General features: G+C 38.0%; 12 protein-coding genes. 1 reads left to right on the top strand and 11 read right to left on the bottom strand.

Going from position 1 to position 22,780, the window contains the following annotated elements:
* Positions 1–3 precede the first annotated feature (3 nt).
* The 3 genes from AC1EJ0_RS01405 to AC1EJ0_RS01395 all read right to left on the bottom strand — a co-directional run bounded on the left by AC1EJ0_RS01405 (position 4) and on the right by AC1EJ0_RS01395 (position 4,347).
* Positions 4–462: a CtsR family transcriptional regulator gene (locus AC1EJ0_RS01405; RefSeq protein WP_320603797.1), complete on the bottom strand. Its 459-nt coding sequence runs from the start codon at positions 460–462 to the stop codon at positions 4–6.
* A 462-nt stretch (positions 463–924) separates the two neighbouring features.
* The gene (gene fusA / locus AC1EJ0_RS01400) at positions 925–2,994 is read right to left on the bottom strand and encodes an elongation factor G (protein ID WP_480023081.1); all 2,070 of its coding nucleotides are present in this window, start codon (positions 2,992–2,994) and stop codon (positions 925–927) included.
* Between the two features lie 189 nt (positions 2,995–3,183).
* A complete protein-coding gene (locus tag AC1EJ0_RS01395) occupies positions 3,184–4,347 on the bottom strand; it encodes an amidohydrolase (RefSeq protein WP_480023082.1) in 1,164 nt (387 codons plus the stop codon).
* Between the two features lie 98 nt (positions 4,348–4,445).
* On the opposite strand from AC1EJ0_RS01395, the gene AC1EJ0_RS01390 reads away from it, so the two are divergent.
* Positions 4,446–5,243, top strand: a complete 798-nt coding sequence (locus tag AC1EJ0_RS01390; RefSeq protein WP_480023083.1) for a hypothetical protein — start codon at positions 4,446–4,448, stop codon at positions 5,241–5,243.
* Positions 5,244–5,358: 115 nt separating this feature from the next.
* Here the strand turns inward: AC1EJ0_RS01390 and AC1EJ0_RS01385 are convergent, their stop codons facing one another.
* The 8 genes from AC1EJ0_RS01385 to rpoB form a co-directional block, all read right to left on the bottom strand.
* Positions 5,359–10,224 carry an LPXTG cell wall anchor domain-containing protein gene (locus AC1EJ0_RS01385; RefSeq protein ID WP_480023084.1) on the bottom strand — a complete coding sequence of 1,622 codons (4,866 nt, stop codon included), beginning with the start codon at positions 10,222–10,224 and terminating at the stop codon, positions 5,359–5,361.
* A gap of 199 nt (positions 10,225–10,423) precedes the next feature.
* Positions 10,424–11,617: an elongation factor Tu gene (tuf, locus tag AC1EJ0_RS01380; protein ID WP_480023085.1), complete on the bottom strand. Its 1,194-nt coding sequence runs from the start codon at positions 11,615–11,617 to the stop codon at positions 10,424–10,426.
* A gap of 19 nt (positions 11,618–11,636) precedes the next feature.
* The gene (gene fusA / locus AC1EJ0_RS01375; protein ID WP_480023086.1) at positions 11,637–13,703 is read right to left on the bottom strand and encodes an elongation factor G; all 2,067 of its coding nucleotides are present in this window, start codon (positions 13,701–13,703) and stop codon (positions 11,637–11,639) included.
* 18 nt (positions 13,704–13,721) lie between these two features.
* Complete coding sequence (rpsG, locus tag AC1EJ0_RS01370) at positions 13,722–14,192, bottom strand: 30S ribosomal protein S7 (RefSeq protein ID WP_058259474.1); 471 nt, start codon at positions 14,190–14,192, stop codon at positions 13,722–13,724.
* A 125-nt stretch (positions 14,193–14,317) separates the two neighbouring features.
* On the bottom strand, positions 14,318–14,740 hold the full coding sequence (gene rpsL / locus AC1EJ0_RS01365; protein WP_058259475.1) for a 30S ribosomal protein S12: 423 nt from the start codon (positions 14,738–14,740) through the stop codon (positions 14,318–14,320).
* A 24-nt stretch (positions 14,741–14,764) separates the two neighbouring features.
* Complete coding sequence (locus tag AC1EJ0_RS01360; RefSeq protein WP_480023087.1) at positions 14,765–15,007, bottom strand: ribosomal L7Ae/L30e/S12e/Gadd45 family protein; 243 nt, start codon at positions 15,005–15,007, stop codon at positions 14,765–14,767.
* A gap of 148 nt (positions 15,008–15,155) precedes the next feature.
* Positions 15,156–18,881, bottom strand: coding sequence for a DNA-directed RNA polymerase subunit beta' (gene rpoC, locus AC1EJ0_RS01355; protein ID WP_480023088.1), 3,726 nt, complete (start codon positions 18,879–18,881; stop codon positions 15,156–15,158).
* A gap of 21 nt (positions 18,882–18,902) precedes the next feature.
* Positions 18,903–22,751, bottom strand: coding sequence for a DNA-directed RNA polymerase subunit beta (gene rpoB, locus AC1EJ0_RS01350; protein ID WP_480023089.1), 3,849 nt, complete (start codon positions 22,749–22,751; stop codon positions 18,903–18,905).
* Between the last annotated feature and the right edge of the window lie 29 nt (positions 22,752–22,780).

Below are 22,780 nucleotides of genomic sequence, written 5' to 3'. Positions count from 1 at the left end.
TTACTACCCCCTTTTCAGTAAAACCAATAGGATGTTCTTTAATATATCGCTTCTAAGTGCATTTCTCTTGTCTATGTCAATGGCAAGAGCCCTATCGTCAATCGAAGCAAGTATTATCTCCTTCTCATCCTTTGTAATGATCTCGTCATCACAAAGCTTTCTGATGATGTCGTGAGCTTCTTTTATGGTGATGCTGTCGCCAATAGCTTCCATGAGTATCTCTTTGTATGCGTCTTCATCCTCTAAAAGATCAAGCTTCTCGATCTTGATATAGCCGCCCTCGCCCCTTCTCGACTGAATGTAGTAACCAAAGTGAGGCGCAAACCTTGTCGTCAAAACATAGTTGATTTGACTTGGCGAACAGTTGAATCTAACGGCAATATCACTTCTTTTGATAAGTATGCTGCCGCCTTCTTCTTCAATTAAATTGTTTAAAAAATATTGTATTTCATCGCTTAACATATTCTCACCTTTGACCTTCTTTGACTATTATAACATAAGTACCCAAGATGTGCAATGGATAAACATTAAGTGTAACTATTTTGTATAAATTTCCACCAGAATTGTGAATGGACTTGTTTGGATAAAAGAAAAACACATGAGTATTAACCCATGTGTTTCTCTAAGAGAATAAATATGAAAAATATATTATTTGTGTATATTCAATTTATTATAAAATTTTTCTTCTTGCTCGTACCGCTGCCTCCGGCAGCGGAAGAGAATAAATAGAAGGACCTCACCCAATGACGACGCTAAAGCGTCTATTGGGTCCCGAGAACCTTGGTGCTTCGCACTTGAAAAAATATATTAATATTATTTGTGTATGCTTTTTTAGCTTCGGGTGGGTCCCGTGAACCTTGCCATCGCTTTCAGCGATGTAAAACATGAAAAAATATATTAAATACTATTTGCGTATATTTATTATTATTTATTTTTTTCTGCGTTTGCTGCTTCTATAATCTTATTTGCATGGTCTTGTGGTACTTCTTCGTATCTAACAAAGTCCATTTGGAAGGAGCCTCTTGCTTGTGTCATCGCTCTTAGGTCTATTGCGTATCTAAACATTTCTGAATGAGGTACTTCTGCTGTAATTACTTGTGTACCATCATCTTGTGAGTCTATACCTAAGATTCTTCCTCTACGTTTGTTCATATCGCCCATAACGTCGCCTAGATAGCTTTCTGGCACTTTTATTTCTGCCTTAACTATAGGTTCAAGAAGGATTGGTTTTGCTTCTTGCATACCCTTCTTAAATGCTAGTTGTGCAGCAATCTTGAACGCCATTTCGTTTGAGTCAACGTCGTGGTATGAACCATCGTATAATGTTGCCTTAACATGTACTACTGGGTAGCCTGCTAAAACGCCATGTTCAAGCGATTCTCTAAGACCTTTTTCAACTGCTGGGAAGAAGTTCTTTGGAACTGCTCCACCGAATACTTCTTCGGCAAAGACAAAGTCATCTCCATCATGCGGTTCAAATCTTACCCAAACGTCACCGTATTGACCAGCGCCGCCTGATTGTTTTTTGTGCTTACCTTGAACTTCAGCCTTTTGTCTAATAGTTTCTCTGTAAGCAATCTTTGGATCGTCAAGTTCAATCTCAACGCCAAATGTGTTTTTCAATTTATCTTTAATAACTGTTAATTGCATGTTACCTTGACCACCAATTAAAAGTTCCTTAGTCTCATGATTTCTAATTACTTCAAATGTTGGGTCTTCTGCAGTCATCTTGTTAAGCGCAACGCCTATCTTTTCGTCTTCGCCTTGCTTTACAGGTCTTACCGACATATATAAAGTTGGCTTTGGATACCTAATTCTCTCGAATATAACAGGATGAGCCTTGTCGCATAGCGTATCGCCAGTGCGAGCGTGTTCAAGTTTACTTGTAGCACCGATATCTCCTGCGATGATGCTATCAGTATCGATTTGAGTCTTACCTCTTAAGTAGAATAATCCGCCAAGCTTTTCATCTACTTCTTGACTTGCATTGTATAATGGTGTAGATTTAGTAATCTTACCAGATATAACCTTAAATAGTGATAACTTTCCTACGAATGGGTCAACTATAGTCTTGAAAACAACTGCCGAGAATGGTTCGTTTTCATCAACTTTTCTCAATTCTTCTTTATCTTCCCAAGTACCAGTGTATGCGCCTACTTCGTTTGGTGCAGGAAAATATCTTTGTATCTTATGAAGAAGTAGTTCCATGCCTATGCCTTTTTCAACGCTGCCTACCATAAGTATAGTTAATTCACCATTTCTAACAGCTTGCTTTATACCTTCTTTAAATTCAGCATCAGTAAAGGCTTCACCTGCGAAATACTTTTCCATAAGCTCTTCAGATGTTTCAGCAACGACTTCATTTAACTCGCCTCTAAGCTTTTCAATGTAGCCATCCCACTCAGCTGGAACAGGAATTTCAGTTCTCTTTCTACCTTCGTAGCTGTAAGCCTTATCTTGAATTAAGTCAACCATGCCCTTAAAGCCTTCAGCTTCACCTATCGGCATAACTAGCGGAACTATGTGTCCACCAAGTTTTGTTTTTATATCTTCCAAAACTTCGTCGAATTTAACATTTTCCTTATCCATCTTATTTAAAAAGATAAATCTTGGAGTGTGATATTTATTTAAGTTCTTCCACGCTTTTTCAGTTCCTACTTCAACGCCTGCTTGCGCGTCAATAACTAGTATAGAGCCTTCCGACGCTCTCTTTGCACCATACATCTCGCCAATGAAGTCGAAGTAACCAGGTGTATCAAGGAAATTGTATTTAACATCATTATATTCTACAGGAATAACCTTTGTATTGATAGAAACCTTTCTTTGTATCTCTTCTTTGGAGAAGTCTCCAACAGTATTTCCGTCTTCAACCTTACCCATCCTAGAGATAGCCCCTGTTGCGTATAAAAGTGATTCAACTAGCATAGTTTTACCACTGCTACTGTGTCCCAAAAGGGATACGTTTCTGATTTTGCTTGCATCGTAAGCCTTCATATTTTTTCCTCCTCATATAAATATAGTTATTTTATCAATTTACTTTATAAAAGCGTTATATGTAAAAAAATTTAGCGTGAAGATAATAATTTCTTCACAAAAATATTATAACACATATAGATTTTTTTTGCAATGATTTTATCAAGATGATACGCGAAAAGTTTAAAGAGACTAAAAAAGAAGAGCTTATCACTCTTCTTTCATCTCCTCATATGCTAGGCCAATAGCCTTGTAGAAGTATTCTAAGTCCTCCTCGTCAAAGTCAAATGTGTCGCTGTGGTGCGGTCCCTTTAAATTCGTTCCCAGCATCATGTGCATGGCTGGAACGCCGCAGCTCTTAAGCTTCTTAAGATAAAAAGTCACATCTTCACTCGCGCCAAAACTTGGCATCCTGTGAGTCTTTATCTCATTTGCCTTAAGTTTTTCAATCACTCTATCAACTAAACCAATATTCTCTTCCTTATATGCATTGGCCCTCGCAAGCACATTCATCTCGTATTTTCCGCCCTTTGCCTCGGATACACATTTCGCAATCTTCTCCATCGACTCAAGCATCTCATCCATCGCTTCGTCACTATCACTTCTAAGGTCCATACCCAAAGTGATTTTGTCCATGACAGCATTTCTTTGGCCGCCGCCATTTATTATACCGATGTTTATAAATTTTTTGCTGTGAGCGTCAATTGTAAGATCTTTTATCATATCCATGAAAGCCATGGCAATAGTAAGGGCGCTGATTCCCTTTTCAGGAGCGTTTGCTGCGTGCGCCGCCTTTCCAAAAAAGCTCATATCAAGCTTGGTAGTCGCTAAAAAATCAGTCGTTCCAACGCCGATGTAGCCCTTTTCCTCGCCTAAACCAATGTGATAGGATAAAAATCCACCCACATCCTCCGTAATAAAATCCGCCATGCTTCTTGCGCCGCGAACCCCTTCTTCTGCGGGTTGAAAAAGCACTCTAGCCGCTTCCCCAGACTTGCTAAAGCGCTCGCATAAGCTAAGTGCCAAGGCTATGTGTCCGTCGTGACCACAGGCATGCATATTGCCATTAGTCGAGGCAAAACCAAATATATTCGGCAAATGCGTTATATCCGCCGTTTCCTTTATCTTGAGCCCGTCGATATCGGCCCTGAATAAAAAGTACGGAGCCACGCCAAACTCAGCCATTACCCCAGTAAAGCCCTTGTCGATGTCACTCATATCGCTTTTGGCGCCCTTTTCGTAAAGCGCCCTGCCATAATAAAGTTTACAATTAAAATTTTCAAGTATTTTAATGATCTCCTTAGTCGTCTTCACTTCTTCAAAGCCGAGCTCGGGGATTTTGTGAAAAAATCTTCTATATAAAACTAAATCCATCTTATCACCTACTAGCTAAATCTTACATCAAGAGCCGCGTTTTGTCAAGCTTGACAAATTGCCGTGGATGTAGTAATATATTCATGTTGAGGTGAATTATGAAAAAGAAATTTATTTTATTTATAACTATGCTAGTGGCCATGCTTATGGCATTGACAGCATGTTCAGAAAAAGAGACGAAGTTTACAAAAGAAGAGATAAAAGACTGGAACGTTACTGAGGGCAAAGAGCCAAAAGCTGATGACATCGACGACGACTTTGTTAATGCGCTTAAACGCTTTATTAAGAAGAGTATAGCAGAGAAAAATTATGAAGCCTTCTCAGAGATGGTTAGCGATGAGTATTTGACAGCGGTTGACATGACGCGTGATGAATACAGGGCACTTAACAAAGAGACGAGCGAAGCACTTAAAGACATTGACATCGAAGTATCAGACGTTGAAGCGAGCCAAGTTGATGAACATGCAATCGAGCTTAGATACACTTTGAGCTTTAACAACTCAAATACGGCGCAGTACATCTACATCTACAAGGATAAAGACGATGTATTCAAGTTCGCACCATCGATGTACGAGCCACACGCTTGGCAAGTAAGTGACTTTGATAAAGACAAAATCAATATACAGTTCATATCACTTGGTAAAGTTACTGAGGGTATGGAAGTAAGAGCAAAACTTATGAGCACTGAGAAATGGGACAGAGAGCTGCTTAGCGCAACACTTTACACAGACAGAGGTAAGTACGATGCAGCCAAGTTCAAGATAAATATCGCAAGCGGCAAGACAGAGCACGCGCTTTTCTACTTCAATCACGCAAAAGGCAAAGCCGAAAAGTTCGAGCTAGTCTACAAAGGCGATGGCGGCGAAGAAAAGATGACTACATTTGAGTTTAAGTAGATAATTTTTAATAGATATGTATATATAGTAGGAAGAGATGCTTCCTACTATTTTTTTGCAAAAAATATCTGCCAAGCTCATATTGCCTAGCAGATATCTGTGATAATAGATCTAACTATTTACTTTTTTCTAAGATATACTTTTTCTTGATATATACAAGTCCAAGTAAAATCATTAAGCCTAAGAAGATTCCTAAAACATCTTCTGTAACGCCAGTCTTTGGTATTATGTGTTTTTCTGGTTCTTTTGGTTTTTCTTTTGGTTTTTCTGGTTCTTTAGACCTTTCTTCTGGTTCCTCAGGTTCTTCAGGTGGCGTTTCTGGTGGTGTTTCAGGTGGTGTTTCAGGTGGTGTTTCTGGTGGCGTTTCTGGTGGTGTTTCTGTGTTTTTAATGTTAACAGAGAACACTTCTCTTAGTGTCATATTTTTTGCATAGCGGATGATATATCTACCGTCTTTTTGTTTTTCTACTTTGATAAAGGTATTTAAATTAGCTTCATTAAATTCTTTTTCTTTATCTTCTTCTGAAAGCTCAAAAACTTCATAACGATAATTTCCCTTTGCTAAAATATTTTTAATTTCATCACTCATATAATTAAGGATAATCTCTTTGCCATCCTCATCCTTTCCGATTACTTTTAATCCAGCTTTTTCTGTCTTAATCTCACTAGTATAGCCTGGAACCTCCACTTCCTTAATGGAATATCCATGCTTACGAAGAGTTCCCTTTAAGTTTTCTATAGTCTCTTGCCAATTACCTTCCTTAGTAAGTTTGATTTCTTTAAGCTCACCTTTTTCGTTTGTCACAATAACTGTAATTTCTTCAGGAATATTATTGTCTCCACCAAACCATTCCTTCAAAAATTCAATCATATGATCTGGACCATAGTTGTTGTCAGCCTTTATTTGCCAATCTTCTTTAGCTTTTAAAGGATTAATGATAGTTGTTCTCTCGTGACTATCATAAGGTGGATTAGGCTCTAACTTTTCAGCAATAAATAAATCTGCATATGGTACTCCATCAATGACCAAGCGAGGTAAGTATAGAGCATAGGCTCCATCTTCATCTCTTTTTATATAGAAATTGTATTCTTCAAGATTTGTTTCATTGCTAATCACATCATAGTATTTAACAGGAATATTTTGACCATAAGTTTCAACTTCAAGCTCTTTAAACAAGACATGGTCTTTCATGTTTGTAAACGTCCTACCCAATGACTCATCATATTGTGCAGTGAACGTAAATTCTTGAGTATCCACTTTTTTACCATCAAGATATAAATTCAACTTGACGCCTCGATATGTCCCGTCCTCATTTTTATAAACATATGATTTAAAATGTCCGCTCGTGGAAGTACTTTCGTTTTCCGCTTGACCTTCTTCATGATAGGTATTAGCGTAGCCTATACGAATTATAAACTTTTCTATATTGTTGATAAACTCTGGTGCAAAGATATCTGAGTCTTCTTCAAGAGTATATTTTCCAGCTGCTAATGCTTTTGGATCAAGTTTATCAAAGCTACCCTTCCACTTGTCTTTATCTCTTAAGGTAAGTTTTTTATAGATAGGCTTTCCGCTCTCATCATAGTCATCTATAACACGTTTGCCATCTAATAGCAAGTAAAAGTCAATAGACTTAGGTTGATCTTCTTCTTTAATATTCTTCCAAGACTTTTCTACATCTAATTTGCCCCAAGGTGAGTTCGATAGAGTAAAGCTATGGTTTTTATTTCCTTGAACTGAATAATCTTTTTTCTCTTTAGTTTGACTTGCTGTAAATCCTACATCCTCGTAAAAGTCGTTAAGCCATAAATATGGTACTTCTACAGTTAATGTGCCGTCTTTATTTTCTGTTAAAACAATAGCATAACCGTGATTCCTATTGTGATAGCCTTCAACATCGCCCCAACCTTCATATTCAGTAAATTTACGGTAAGCTCCATAATATTTATATTCTGAAACCTTTTTTAATAGAAGTGGGTGTGTAAAACTTGCTTTTCCTATTCCTGGTGTATTTTCATCTTCATGAATACTTGTTTTACCAAGGCGAGTTAAAACTTGTTTTACTGGGTCATAGAAATATAAGTATAAATCTTTATCACTTCTAACGTCTGCATCATCATATTTTTCATTATATTCTCTAGTGATTTCAAGTACACCAGCTTTTTCAGTTTTACCTTCTGTCGGTTTTTCTTCAGAATATTCTACAAAGAAATCGTCACCTTGCTCTATGACCATATACTTATAGCCTTTTGCTTCCAATTCTTTTGCAGTAAAAGGTAGTCCATGGTCCATTTGATAAGCATCATCAGGTAGACCGATATCTGAAAAATCTTTTATTCCAAGCTTTTTAAGAATTTCTTCTTTATTAGCCCCATTGAAGTAATTTGTGTCAAAACGACTGTGCCAATTGTTTTCTTTGCTTAGGGTAATTTCACCGTATTTGAAAAGCGAATTATCATTGCCGTAATTTGCTTTTACATATTTTTGATCCTTATCTAGAGGCACTATGAAAAGATCCGCCTTTATTTCTTTAGGAATATCTTTTTTATCAATTCGTTCATCCCATTTTTTATTTACTTCAATGCCATAATCGCCTTTGTCTTTTGGTGTTGTAATATTGGCATTTGAGCCAACTCCAGCGCCATTATTGGCTTGGTTACCCAAAACAAAAGTCTTAGAGTTTTTCCAAGCTTCTTTGATAAGCGCCTCGCTATAAATGGCCTTCAAGTGAGTGAATTGTCTATGGTAAGAAAGGCGTTCTGGAATATCTACTCCCTCGCTTTTTTTCGGACCGTCTTCTAAAAACTTTATAATGTTCTTGTCTTTAGTAACTGGAGAAATGTGTGAATAAAATTCGCCTTCAAGATTAATCTTGTTTAATTTGTAACTCCAAGTCTTTTTAGAGAAAGTAATATCTTTTCCATAGCTACCGGAGTCATTGTTGTAAACATAAACGCTGTGGCCGTCACCGATGTGAACAAAGCCTGTAGGACAGTTCCAAAGGCCACCGCCATTGCTACCGCCAATAATACTAGCTGAATACCAGCCCTTTGCTTTGTTTTCAGTAATTAGAATATCTTCTAGTTTTTGTGTAATTGGTGGGAAGGAAGCATAAATACCTCCGCCAAATTGTCCTGCTTTATTATCTAAAATCATAGTTCTGCCAAGATTGACATCATTGGAGTCTATATAGATGCCGCCGCCGGATGAAATGGCTCTGTTCTTGTAAATCAAACCACCGTCAATAAAAGCCTCAGCTTTGTTTGTTTTTATGAAATTATCATAATTTGTATTAATAGATGCTTTTTCAGCTCCTAAGGTATTGTCTGGACTGCCAATATATTGGGAGGAAATGCCAATTGCTCCACCGGTATTGGAAGATTTATTTCCTGCAATAATTCCGTCGGTAATTGTTATTTTTGAAGCTGGAAAACCATTAAGGCCTCCACCCATTTGATAGCGAGTGGCTGAACGATTGTTAGCAATTATACCTCCGTTAATCAAAACTTCAGCAGGTTTTCCACTAGAACCCCATAGACTTCCAGCGAATACGCCACCAGTTAGACCGCCGTGGTTATTATCAATCAAACCGTTTTTCATGGTAAAGGTTCCACCAGGTTGTACAAATACTGCTCCTGCAGCATAAGGACGTGTGTAATCTTGGTCAATTTGCTCGAAGGAAGTATTTTTAGAAATTCTACCGCCTTCCATAGTGAATTTTCCGCCTTCATTAATGCGTACTGGGCCAGTATAGCCATGCTTATTATACGAATTCATAATAACGGCATTCTTCATTGTAAGTTCGCCAGTAACATCTATAACAGAGCCTTTGTTGTCAAATGCAGTACGTGCTTTGTCCCCATTTCCGTCGATATAAACTGCAGAGTCTTCTGTACCAAGGGTAAGTTTACCTTTGACATTAAATAAAGTATCATTAATAAAGTCAGCAGCTCTTTTTATAATGATGTCTTTCTCTTCACTAGGTAGTGGATTTTTCTCTAAATCAGCTTTTTCTAAAGCTTTTTCACCACGTTTCCTGCCTTCTTCGATAATCTCTCTTTGTTTTGCTTCACCTTCATCAGCATAATCAGCTGGTCTTTTTATCGGATCCCAAGTTTCTTCTATACGATCGTTATTTGCAGTTAAAGTAATATCTTGATCTTTTCCGATAGTTAAAGTTTCTGGTAATGTAAAACTTTGCATTATTTTAATAACTGTTGGATTAGAACCTGCTTCTTCAATTGCTTTTTTCAATTCTTCAAACGTTCTTACTTCAACAACAGTTCCATTGCCTTGGCCTTGTCCTGCTCCTAAAGCTATAGGGTTTTCAGCTAGTTCAGATATTTCAAGTGTTTCACCAGCCTTTAGCTCTTTTGCATCTGCATTTGCTTCAGTATTTTCGCCTTCTTCAGCTTTTTCTTCAGCCTTTTCTTCTGTACCTTCTTTAGCCTTTTCTTCGTCTGTTTTAGCATCAGCATCTTTTGTTTCTTCTGGCTTCTTTTCTTCTTCGATCTTTTCTTCAGCTTTTTCTTCGTCTTTTGTAATTTTTTCTTCTTTGCTTTCTTGATCAACAGCGTCTTTTTCTGCATCAGAAACATGTTGATCTTCTGCTTCTTCTTTTATTTCTTTCTTTATTTCTTCTTCTGTTTTGTTTTCTGTTTCAGTTTTTTCTGCTTCTTTAGCTTCTTTTTCTTCCTCAGATGACTTTTTTTCTGCCTTTTCTTCTAGATTTTCACTTTCTTCTTTTGTTTCAAGATTTTGTTTTTCCTCTAGATTTTCATCTGTTTTTTTACTTTCTTTATCTTCTTGAGGTGTTTCCACTATTTCTTTTCTTTCTTCTGTTTCTGATGCTGCTTCACTTAGGGATGTTACCTCCAATTGTGTTCCTTCATCTTTTGTTTTTGCATTTAGATCTACTTTACCAAATGCTAGAATAGTAAAAAGCAAAGTTAAAAAAATTATTATAACTCTTTTTTTCACTATTTTCACCTCCTTCCATTTATATATTTACAAAGTAATTTGCATGATATAATATAAATAATAAATTACATTATATTTGTCTATTATACATCTTTATGCTTAATATTGCAAGGAATAAAAACAAAATTTTACAGAATACACACAAAAAAAGAGAGCCTTTCAGCTCTCTTTAAAATCTATATAACTATATCAATCGAAATTATTCGATAATTTCAGTTACAACTCCGGCTCCTACTGTTCTACCGCCTTCTCTGATAGCAAACTTAAGTCCTTTTTCAATAGCGATAGGTGTGATAAGTTCGATGTTAAATCTAGCGTTATCACCAGGCATTACCATTTCTACTCCGTCTTCAAGTGTGATGTTACCTGTAACGTCTGTAGTTCTGAAGTAGAATTGTGGTCTGTAACCGTTGAAGAATGGAGTATGACGTCCACCTTCTTCTTTTGTTAATACGTATACTTCTGATTTAAATTTAGTGTGTGGTTTGATTGTCTTAGGTGCAGCAAGTACTTGACCTCTTTCGATTTCGTTTCTTTGAACACCTCTTAGTAATAGACCTACGTTATCTCCAGCTTCTGCTACGTCTAGTAGTTTGTGGAACATTTCAACGCCTGTTACTACTACGTCTCTTACTTCGTTTGTTAAACCAACTAGTTCAACTGTATCTCCAACCTTAACTGTACCTCTTTCTACTCTACCTGTAGCAACTGTACCTCTACCAGTGATTGAGAAGATGTCTTCTACTGGCATTAGGAATGGTTGGTCTGTAGCTCTTTCTGGTTGAGGGATGTATTCGTCAACTTCTTCCATAAGTTTAATGATCTTGTCTCCCCATTCTCCGTCTGGATCTTCTAGAGCTTTAAGTGCTGAACCTACAACGATAGGAGTGTTATCTCCGTCGAAGTCGTATTCGCTAAGTAGTTCTCTAACTTCCATTTCAACTAATTCAATTAGTTCTGGGTCGTCTACTTGGTCTTCTTTGTTTAGGAATACTGCAATCTTAGGAACGCCAACTTGTCTAGCAAGTAGGATATGTTCTCTTGTTTGAGGCATTGGACCGTCTGCAGCTGATACTACTAGGATAGCGCCGTCCATTTGAGCAGCACCTGTAATCATGTTCTTAACATAGTCGGCGTGGCCTGGGCAGTCAACGTGTGCGTAGTGTCTTTTTGGTGTTTCGTATTCAACGTGTGAAGTACTGATTGTTATACCTCTAGCTCTTTCTTCTGGAGCCTTATCGATGTTTGCGTAGTCTACGAATTCACCGCTACCGTATCTTTTGTTTAGTACTAATGTTATAGCTGCTGTTAATGTTGTTTTACCGTGGTCAACGTGACCGATTGTACCAATGTTAACATGTGGTTTTGTTCTTTCATATTTTTGTTTAGCCATTTTTTACCTCCTATAAAAATTATTTATTACCAATGACTTTATCTAATATACTGTTTGGAACTGGATCGTAGTGATCGAATTGCATTGAGTAGTTAGCTCTACCTTGTGTGTTACTTCTAAGGCTTGTTGCGTATCCAAACATTTCTGAAAGTGGAACGAATGCTTTTACGTGTTGAGCTCCGTTATCAAGTTCCATACCTTCTATTCTACCTCTTCTTGAGTTCAAGTCGCCAATTACGTCTCCCATGTATTCTTCTGGTGTAGTAACTTCAACTTTCATCATAGGTTCAAGTAGTGTAGGTGTTGCTTTCTTTAGTGCATCTTTTATTGCCATAGAACCGGCAATCTTAAATGCCATTTCTGATGAGTCGACTTCGTGGTATGAACCATCGTATAGTGTAACTTTTACATCAAGTACTGGGTATCCAGCAATAACACCTGATTGTAGTGCTTCTTGTATACCTTGGTCAACTGGTCCGATGTATTCTTTTGGAATAGCTCCACCAACGATTGCGTTAACAAATTCGTAACCTTTTCCTGCTGGTTGTGGTTCGATTTTGATTCTTGCGTGACCGTATTGTCCACGACCGCCTGATTGTTTAACGTATTTACCTTCGCCTTCTGCAGCTGACTTGATTGATTCTTTGTATGCAACTTGTGGATTACCAACGTTTGCTTCTACTTTGAACTCTCTTAAAAGTCTGTCTACAATGATTTCTAGGTGAAGTTCACCCATGCCGGCGATGATTGTTTGACCTGTTTCCTCATCTGTATATGTTCTAAATGTTGGGTCTTCTTCAGCAAGCTTTAGTAGTGCTTGTGTCATCTTATCTTGTGAAGCTTTTGTCTTTGGTTCTATCGCTACTGAGATAACTGGTTCTGGGAACTCCATATCTTCTAATATGATTGGTTTGTCTTCAGCACATAGTGTATCACCAGTACCTGTAAGCTTTAATCCTACTATAGCAACGATGGATCCTGCATATGCTTCTTCGATTTCTTCTCTCTTATCAGCATGCATTAATACGATACGTCCGATTCTTTCTCTCTTACCCTTTGATGAGTTAAATACATAAGAACCGCTCTTTAGAACGCCTGAGTAGATTCTTGCATAAGCAAGTTTACCTACGAATGGGTCTGTAACTATCTTAAATGCTAATGCTGCTAATGGTTCAGTATCTGATGCTGGTCTTTCAGTTATTTCTCCGTCTCTATCTGTACCAGTAACTGCTGGTATATCGATAGGTGATGGCAAATAGTCTACTATAGCATCTAGAAGGAATTGTACACCTTTGTTTTTATATGCACTACCGCATAGAACTGGTGTTACTTGGTTTGCAACGCATTCTCTTCTTAATACTTTTTTTATCATGTCGTTAGGAACGTCTTCACCATTTAAGTAAAGTTCCATAACTTCTTCGTCGAAATCAGCGATTTCTTCGATCATTTCTTCTCTATATTTTTTAGCTGTTTCTACTAGATCTTCTGGAACGTCTGATTCTTGGATCACTGTTCCTAGATCGTCTTCGTATAATTCAGCTTTCATTGCGATTAGGTCTATGATACCTCTAAATGTATCTTCTTTACCTATTGGTAATTGAACAGCTATTGGATGAGCGTTTAATCTTTCTCTCATCATCTTTAGTGTTCTGTCAAAGTTTGCACCTACGACGTCCATTTTATTAACAAATGCAAGTCTAGGTACACCGTATTTGTCTGCTTGACGCCATACAGTCTCGCTTTGAGGTTCAACTCCCCCTTTAGCGTCGTATAAAGCAACCGCACCGTCTAGAACTCTTAGGGAACGTTCAACTTCAACTGTAAAGTCAACGTGGCCCGGTGTATCTATAATATTGATTCTGTGGTTTTTCCAGTAACATGTTGTTGCTGCTGAACCGATAGTGATACCTCTTTCTTGTTCTTGCGCCATGAAGTCCATGGTAGCAGCACCTTCATGAGTTTCTCCTATCTTATGAATCTTTCCTGTATAGAATAGAATTCTTTCTGTTGTGGTTGTTTTACCTGCGTCAATGTGCGCCATAATACCGATGTTTCTGACATCTTTTAGTGCAATTTCTCTTGGCACAAGTTTTCCCCCTTATTATTAATATCTATAATGTGCAAATGCTTTATTTGCTTCAGCCATTCTGTGAACTTCTTCTCTCTTCTTAACAGAAGCTCCTTGACCGTTGGCTGCGTCCATCAACTCTTTTGCTAATCTTTCAGTCATTGTCTTTTCTCCTCTTGCTCTGGAGTATTGTACAAGCCATCTTATTGCTAGAGTTTGTCTTCTTTCAGGTCTTACTTCCAATGGAACTTGGTAGTTGGCACCACCAATACGTCTTGCCTTAACTTCTAGTACTGGCATGATGTTATTCATAGCCTTGTAGAATTGTTCAAGAGCGTCTTCACCTGTCTTTTCTGCAACTATATCAAATGCCCCGTAAACTATGCTTTGAGCTAAGCCTTTTTTGCCGTCTAGCATGATTGAGTTTATTAACTTTGTTACTACAACATCATTGTATCTTGCGTCAGGCATTACTTCACGTTTAGGCACGTGTCCTTTTCTTGGCACTTTTTCTTCCCTCCTTAACTATCTTAGTAGATTCATTGGTACTCGGCAAATCTCTAAAAGCCGTCTAGCGCCAAAATGCTCATCATCTATTTAATGCTTTGCATTTCAACGACTAAAAATGTTTTTTACTTCTTTTCTTCTTTAGGTTTCTTAGAACCGTATTTAGACCTACTTTGTCTTCTGTTTTCAACTCCAGCTGTATCTAGTGTACCTCTAATTATGTGGTAACGTACGCCGGGAAGGTCTTTTACTCTTCCACCTCTTATAAGAACAACACTGTGTTCTTGTAAGTTGTGACCAATTCCTGGGATGTAAGCTGAAACTTCATATCCATTAACTAGTCTAACTTTAGCAACTTTTCTTAAGGCAGAGTTTGGCTTCTTAGGTGTAACTGTCTTTACAGCAACACATACTCCTCTTTTTTGTGGAGCATTTACTAAAGATTGTTTCTTCTTAAGTGAGTTATAAGTTGTATCTAAAGCTGGTGATTTAGATTTGTAAACTACTTTTGATCTTCCTTTTTTGATCAATTGATTAATCGTTGGCATCAAAGCACCTCCTTACATAAAAATTTATTTTAATAAAGCAGCGGCAGCTGCGTTTATTTCAATACCACAGAGTTTTCCAAGCTCTTCTTTTGTGTTTACATAAACAACATCAACAGAGTTTTTACTTGCCTCTTCTTCGATAAGCGTCTTTATGTGCTTATCTGCATCAAGAGCGATAAAAACCTGTTTAAAGAGATCGGATTTTAGCCCCCTTGTTACCTGTTTATAGCCTACTACACAATTCGGCCCCAAGGTGTCGGTATCCATTAAGCATCCTCCTTTAGCTCTATTAATAGCGTGAACTTTCACACATAAGAGAATTGTACCACGCATTACGGAAAAAGTCAAGATATTTTTCGTTAAATTTAGGTAAAATATCTTGACTGTCTCCACTTATATTTATTTTTTAAATATACTAATTATCTTTAGAAGACTTTCTTTCTTTTTCTTCATTAAGTAGGTCTTTGATAATCTTGTCTAGTTCGATAGCGTCTTGATTATCTTTTACCTCTTCATTTTCTTTTTTATCTTCTTCTTTCTTAGTCTTCTTTTCTTTTTCATCTTCATCAAAGTCTTTGAATAGATTTGTGTCGTCTATCTCTCTCTTCTTTCTCTTTTGTTCTTCTTCTAATTGTTTCTTCAAAACTGTTTCGTCTTCTTTAACTTTGATGTTTCTGTACTTAAGCATGCCTGTACCTGCTGGTATGATCTTACCTATGATAACGTTTTCCTTAAGTCCTACTAACTCATCTTTCTTACCTCTGATGGCTGCTTCTGTTAATACTCTTGTTGTTTCTTGGAATGAAGCTGCTGATAAGAATGAATCTGTTGCTAGTGATGACTTGGATATACCAAGTAATATTCTCTTACCTTCTGCTGGTACTTTGCCTTCTTCTTTAAGTTTTTTGTTTTCATGAATGAAGTCGTATATGTTTACAAGTGCTCCTGGTAAGAATGAAGAATCGTTTTGTGCTTCTATCCTTACTTTCTTAAGCATTTGTTTACAGATGATTTCAATGTGCTTGTCATTGATATCGATACCTGTCATTCTATATACTCTTTGTACTTCTTTTATTATATAGTCTTCAACGCCTTCTACGCCAAGAACCTTCATGATTTCTTGAGGTGATGCGTTACCTTCTGTGATTTCTTTACCTTTTTCGATGTAGTCGCCTTCATGAACTTTAAGTCTTGCCGCATAATTTACAGGATGATCAACTGCGATGCCTTCTTTGTCATCTGTAATAACAATGACTCTTTGTTGTGGATCGTCTTCATTGATTGATACAGTACCTGAAATTTGAGCGATTTGCGCTTGTCCTTTTGGCTTTCTAGCTTCGAAAAGTTCTTCAACTCTTGGAAGACCTTGAGTGATATCGTCTGCGTTGGCTACCCCACCTGAGTGGAAGTTTCTCATTGTAAGCTGTGTACCTGGCTCGCCTATTGATTGAGCGGCGATGATACCAACTGATTCACCAATGTTTACGATATTGCCTGTTGCTAAGTTTCTTCCGTAGCACTTAGCGCAAACGCCGTGCTTAGTTTGACAAGTAAGAACGCTTCTTACCTTAACTTCTTCTATGCCTATCTCTTGAATAAAGTGAGCTGTCTCTTCATCTATAAGTTCGTCCTTCTTTACGATGATTGAACCATCTTTTGGATTTACTATATCTTCAAAAGCATATCTGCCTACAAGTCTTTCTTCTAGCTCTTCAAGAATTTCTTTGCCATCTCTTATAGTTCTAACAGTGTGTCCTTCATCAGTATGGCAATCGTCTTCCGTTACTATAACGTCTTGAGATACGTCAACTAATCTTCTTGTTAGGTAACCAGAGTCTGCTGTCTTCAAGGCGATGTCTGATAGACCCTTTCTAGAACCGTGTGAAGATAGGAAGAACTCTAGTACTGATAGTCCCTCTCTAAAGTTTGACTTGATAGGGATTTCTACTGTCTTACCAGTTGATGATGCCATCAGACCACGCATACCACCTAATTGACGGATTTGGTTCTTACTACCTCTGGCTCCTGAGTCCGCCATGATGAAGATGTTGTTTAATGGATCTAGTGACTTCATAAGCGCTTCAGTAACTTCATCAGTGATGCCGTTCCAAATATTGATAACGCCTTCGTATCTTTCTTCTTCAGTCATGAAACCGTCTCTGTAAGCTCTTTCGTACTTTTCTACTTCCTTTTGTGCCTTGTCTATAAGCTCAGTCTTTTCCTTAGGAACTACAACGTCCGCCATAGATATAGATACTGCTGAAAGTGTTGAGTGCTTATAACCAGTTGATTTGATGTGGTCTAGTAGCTTACTAGTAACGATGTTACCGTGTTTTTGATAGCACTTATCAAGTATAGTTCCGAGAGTCTTCTTTGAAACAACTCTGTCAATTTCTAGTGAGTATGGATCTTCTTCTCTATTTACAAAGCCAAGGTCTTGAGGTATCTTCTTATTAAGAATGAATCTTCCAACAGTTGATTCAACTAGTTTGCCTCTGTCCTCTTCATCAATTTTTACTCTAACCTTAACTCTTGCGTGTAGGTCTATAAGTCCTAATTGATAAGCCTTTATCATCTCGTCGTAATCTTCGAAGATGTGGCCTGAACCCTTGCTTCCTTCTATGTCAAGTGTCATGTAATAGCAGCCTAGTACCATGTCTTGTGATGGTATTGAAATTGGCTTACCATCCTTTGGTGCTAAGATATTGTTAATTGAAAGCATTAATAATCTTGCTTCAGCTTGTGCTTCTATTGATAGTGGTAGATGCACCGCCATTTGGTCACCGTCGAAGTCCGCGTTATATGCTGAACATACCAATGGATGTAGCTTGATAGCCTTACCTTCAACTAAAACTGGTTCAAAGGCTTGAATACCAAGTCTGTGAAGAGTCGGTGCCCTGTTTAATAGTACTGGGTGATCCTTGATAACGTATTCAAGTACGTCCCAAATATCTGATTTAGCTCTCTCTACCATTCTCTTAGCGCTCTTAATGTTATGAGCCTTGCCTGTTTCAACAAGTCTTCTCATAACAAATGGCTTGAACAGTTCTAGTGCCATCATCTTAGGAAGACCGCATTGGTAGAACTTTAGCTTAGGTCCTACAACAATTACAGATCTACCTGAGTAGTCAACTCTCTTACCTAGTAAGTTTTGTCTAAATCTACCTTGTTTACCCTTTATCATATCGGATAGAGACTTAAGCGGTCTGTTGCCAGGACCAGTTACTGCTCTTCCGCGTCTGCCGTTATCAATCAGTGCGTCAACTGCTTCTTGAAGCATTCTCTTTTCGTTTCTTGTAATGATTTCTGGTGCGTTTAGTTCAAGTAGTCTTCTAAGTCTGTTGTTTCTGTTGATAACTCTTCTATATAAATCGTTTAAATCGCTTGTCGCAAATCTACCGCCGTCTAGTTGAACCATAGGTCTTAAATCTGGTGGTATAACTGGAAGTGCTTCGATAACCATCCACTCAGGTCTGTTGCCTGATTGTCTGAATGATTCGATAGTTTCAAGCTTTCTTAAAACTTTAATCTTCTTTTGTGTGGATGCGCCTTCAAGCTCTTCTGTTAATTCTTGTGCTTCTTTATCTAGGTCTATGGCCTTAAGCAATTCAAGTATAGCTTCTGCACCCATCCTAGCATCGAATGAGCCGTAGCCAAACATATCTATAGCTTCTGAATATTCTTGTTCATTTAAGATTTGTTTATACTTTAAGCCAGTTTTGCCTGGATCCATAACTATATATGAAGCGAAGTAAACAACGTGTTCAAGCTCTTTTGGTGAAACGTCAAGTACTATGGCTATCCTTGAAGGTGTTCCTTTAAGGTACCAAATGTGTGTACATGGACTAGCAAGCTCTATGTGGCCCATCCTTTCACGTCTTACCTTAGCTCTTGTGATTTCAACGCCGCACTTATCGCATATCATGCCTTTGTATCTAATCTTGTTGTATTTACCGCAGTGACAAGTCCAGTCTTTTACAGGTCCAAATATCTTTTCACAGAACAAGCCTTCTGCTTCTGGCTTTAATGTTCTGTAATTTATTGTTTCTGGTTTTTTAACTTCTCCCTTAGACCACTCTCTGATGTCTTGGCTTGATGCAAGGCCTATTTGAATACTGTTAAATTTATTTAATTCGAACAAATTACCTTCCTCCTTGTCTTTCTACAAAGAACTATCGTCATCTAAGTCTAGGTCTTCATCAATCTCGTCGATGTCGCTGCCTATGTCTAGATCGTCGTCCATGTCCAAATCTTCTTCATCTATATCTTCGAAATCTTCGTCAATATCCTCTTCGATGTCTTCATCGTCATCTTCATCGTAGTCATCTTCATCCACATCATCTTCGTCGTAATCAATGTCATCTTCATCATCTGTGCCCTTGGATGATTCTTCGTCAAAGAAGTTTACAAATTCTTCATCTTCTTTATAATCAGTGTCCATGCTCTTGAAGTCGCCTGCAATGATTTCTCTTTCGTTCATGAAATCATCTTCATCATCAAGTTCCATCTCATTGTCGTCTTGGTCAAGGACCTTAACGTCAAGAAGTAAACTTTGAAGTTCCTTTACAAGTACCTTGAATGATTCAGGTATACCTGGTTCTGGAATGTTCTTTCCTTTAACAATGGCTTCGTATGTCTTAACACGGCCATTGATATCGTCGGACTTAACAGTTAATATCTCTTGAAGAACGTGACTTGCACCATAACCTTCAAGGGCCCAAACTTCCATTTCCCCGAATCTTTGTCCGCCAAATTGTGCCTTACCACCAAGTGGTTGTTGAGTAACTAGTGAGTAAGGTCCGATGCTTCTTGCGTGAATCTTTTCGTCAACTAAGTGGTGAAGCTTAAGCATATACATGTAACCAACTGTTACTGGATTGTCGAATAACTTTCCTGTTCTTCCGTCTCTTAGATAGATTTTACCGCTCTTAGGGTATCCTGCCTTGTCAAGCGCTTCAAGTATGTCGTTTTCGTTAGCACCGTCAAATACTGGTGTTGAAACGTACATACCAAGCTTTTTAGCCGCCATACCCAAGTGAACTTCAAGTACTTGTCCAAGGTTCATACGAGATGGTACACCCATTGGGTTTAGTAGGATTTGTAGTGGTGTGCCGTCTGGTAAGTATGGCATGTCCTCTTCAGGAAGTATTCTTGAAATAACACCCTTGTTACCGTGTCTACCGCACATCTTGTCACCAACAGAGATCTTTCTCTTTGTAGCGATATATACTCTGACCATCCTGTTTACGCCAGGTGATAGTTCATCAGCATTTTCTCTTGTAAATTCCTTAACGTCAACAACTATACCAGCTTCGCCGTGAGGCACCTTAAGAGATGTATCTCTTACTTCTCTTGATTTTTCTCCAAATATAGCTCTTAACAGTCTTTCTTCAGCAGGTAAATCCTTTTCTCCCTTAGGAGTAACCTTACCAACTAAGATGTCTCCAGCCTTAACTTCAGCTCCGATCCTTATGATACCGTCTTTGTCAAGGTTCTTAAGAAGCTCTTCACTTGTGTTTGGAATATCTCTAGTAATTTCTTCAGGTCCAAGCTTTGTATCTCTTGATTCTGATTCGTATTCTTCTATGTGAATAGATGTCAATACATCTTCATAAACAAGTCTTTCGTTGATTAGTATCGCGTCTTCATAGTTATAGCCTTCCCAAGTCATAAACGCTACTAAGATGTTCTTTCCTAGTGACATTTCACCAAGGTTAGTGCTTGGTCCGTCCGCAATTACATCGCCCTTCTTAACCTTTTCGCCCGCTTGTACTATAGGTCTTTGGTTAATAGTAGTGCCTTGGTTAGAGCTTGTAAATTTGATTAATTTATATGAATCAATGTTCTTGTCTTTATTTTCAATAACGATGCTCTTCGCATCAACTTTTTTAACAATACCGTCGTTTTTAGCGACAACACATACGCCTGAGTCCTTAGCAGCCTTATACTCAATACCAGTCGCAACGATAGGTGCTTCTGTCATAAGTAGTGGAACTGCTTGTCTTTGCATGTTTGAGCCCATTAGTGCACGGTTTGCGTCGTCGTTTTCCAAGAATGGTATCATCGCTGTACCAACTGAAACTATTTGTCTAGGTGAAACGTCCATGTAATCGATTTCTTCTTTTTTGAACATGTCCATCAAAGTATCGTTTTCAGCCTTACTTCTAGCAACAATGATGTCGTTTTTAAAGTAGCCTTTTTCGTCAATTGGCTCGTTAGCTTGAGCTATGATGCACTCATCTTCAACATCAGCGCTGATGTATTCAATCTCATCAGTAACTTTTCCTGTACCTTTTTCTACCTTTCTATAAGGAGCTTCGATAAAACCATATTCATTGATCCTTGCAAATGATGCAAGTGATGTGATAAGGCCGATGTTTGGTCCTTCTGGCGTTTCGATAGGGCACATTCTAGCGTATTGTGAGTTATGAATATCTCTTACTTCAAAGCCAGCTCTATCCCTTGAAAGTCCTCCAGGTCCTAAAGCAGACATTCTTCTCTTATGAGTTAACTCACTAAGAGGGTTAGTTTGGTCCATGAATTGAGAAAGTTGTGATGAACCGAAGAACTCCTTAAGTGAGGCAACTACTGGTCTTATGTTGATAAGACTTTGAGGAGTAGCAGCTTCAGGGTCTTGAGTAGTCATTCTTTCACGAATAACTCTCTCCATTCTGGAAAGACCGATTCTGAATTGATTTTGAAGTAATTCGCCAACGCTTCTTACACGTCTGTTACCTAGGTGGTCGATGTTGTCAAATTGACCAACGCCACGCATTAAGTTGAATTGGTAGTTGATAGCGCTGATTATGTCATCAATTTCAATTCTCTTTGGATATATTTCTTTAATATTTTCTATGATTAAGTTTTTAAGCTCTTCGTCGTCCTTAGCTTCGTCCATAAGTTCATGCATTAGTGGTGCATAAATCTTATCCTTAAGTCCAAGCTCTTCAAAATTAACCTTTGTATCAAAAGCTTCAGGATATACAAAGTTATTACCTACAACCCTGATCTCTTCACCATTATCCAAAACTATGTCAATGGTATTAACAAAGTTATCTTCAATCTTTTGCGCCATAGGTCTATCAAGATGAGTGCCCTTTTCATAGATTAATTCACCTGTGATAGGGTTCACCGCATCCATGGCAAGAGTGTGATTTTCTATCCTTCTTGCTATAGATAGCTTCTTGTTGAACTTATATCTTCCGACTTTAGCTAAGTCGTATCTCTTAGGGTCAAAGAATAGATTATTAAGTAGTGATTTAGCACTGTCTACGGCTTCTGGTTCGCCTGGTCTAAGTCTCTTGTAGATCTCAATCAAAGCCTCGTCTTGAGTCTTTGCAGTATCCTTTTCAAGAGTTGTTAGTAAATCATTAGTTTCACCTAATGTTTCAACAATTTCAAGATCAGAAACAACACCTAAAGCTCTAAGAAGTGATGTGATGATAACTTTTCTGTTCTTATCAATCTTTACATATAAAGCGCCACTCGCATCAGTTTCAAATTCAAGCCAAGCCCCACGGTTTGGTATGATAGTTGCGCTGTAATCAAGCTCACCATTCTTATTGATTTCCTTCTTGTAGTAGCAGCCTGGCGAACGAACGACTTGTGAAACAACAACCCTTTCTCCACCATTGATTATGAAAGTACCCTTATCAGTCATGATAGGTATGTCTCCCATAAATACTTCTTGCTCTTTAACCTCTCCAGTGTCTTTGTTAATTAGTCTAACCCTTGCTCTAAGAGGAGCACTGTAGTTTGTGTCCTTAATTCTGGACTCTTCTTCAGTATACTTTAGTTCCTTTCCTATAGTATAATTGACAAACTCCAATACTAAGCTACCACCATTGTCATCAATAGGTGATATGTCGTCAAAAGCTTCCTTTAAGCCGTCATGTAAAAACCAGTCAAACGATGCAGTTTGTACCTCAATAAAATTTGGCATCTCGCAAGCTTCTTTTATCCTAGAATAACTCATTCTAGTTCTTTTTCCGTTTTCAACAGGATGTAGCATCCAAATATTCACCCCTTATCAAAATAACC

The organism is Fenollaria sp. C0166D3 (genome assembly GCF_056590255.1).
Note: the sequence above shows the minus strand (reverse complement) of the source record. Positions and strands in the feature narration are given on the sequence as shown.